General features: G+C 68.5%; 1 pseudogene. It reads left to right on the top strand.

The window, feature by feature from the left end:
* A pseudogene (locus D7X74_RS44755) lies at nt 1–691 on the top strand (hypothetical protein); the annotation flags it as partial.
* Nucleotides 692–854: the final 163 nt, after the last annotated feature.

Genomic DNA, 854 nt, shown 5'->3' with positions numbered 1-854 from the left:
GCCGGGGAGTGGAAGCGGCACGGGGTCGTTGGATCCGAACCTCGCCGGCTATCGCGACGCGCTCCGGGTGCTGGACCAGAACTGGGACACCTTCGACACGGCGGTGGGGGCGAAGGACGGCAAGCTGTCGATGGCGAACCTGGAGGCGTTGCTCGGCAGCCCGGCGGCGTCCCCCACGCTCAAGCGCGCCGCGCAGTTCTTCAAGGACAACCCGGAGTACTTCAGCCGGCTGGAGATGGCGGCGGGGAGCGGGAGCCGGGACGGCGTCGCCAGCCGGCAGGACCTGAGCGCGGAGCTGGCCGCGGTGGCGAAGCTGCCAGAGGTGCCGGGGACGTCGCCGACCCGTCCGAATACGGGGGGCTCGCGGGCGCGGGACATCGTGGACAACCCGAACATGAGCATCGAGCAGAAGGTGCAGGCGCTGCTCATGGGCATCACGGAGGACACCGACGCGGAGCTGCTGGACGTGATGAACGAGATGGCCAGCGCGCGTGAGGAGCGCGCGACGCTGGGCACCAGCGATTCGGACAAGGCGCGCGGCGCGAAGCTGGACACCAGCATGCAGGAGCTGGAGCTGCGCCTGCAGACGCTGATGGAGAAGCGCAAGGCCATGTTCGACCTGATGAGCAACATGTCGTCGAAGTTCAACGAGATGGCGAAGACGGCCATCTCCAACCTGCGCAGCGCGTGAGAGCCGCCATGGGACGCGTCATCAAACACGAAGGCGGCGAGGGGCTGAAGATGGAGACCGGAACGGCGCGCAGGCTGAAGGCGTTCGCGCGCGGAGAGACGACCTGGGCGGAGGTGGAGGGGATGACCTTCGAGGAGGCGAAGGCCATCGCGCAGGTGGGCTG

The organism is Corallococcus sp. CA047B, from assembly GCF_003612065.1.
Classification (GTDB): Bacteria; Myxococcota; Myxococcia; order Myxococcales; family Myxococcaceae; genus Corallococcus; species Corallococcus praedator.
This window is presented reverse-complemented; position numbering and strand designations above follow the sequence as displayed.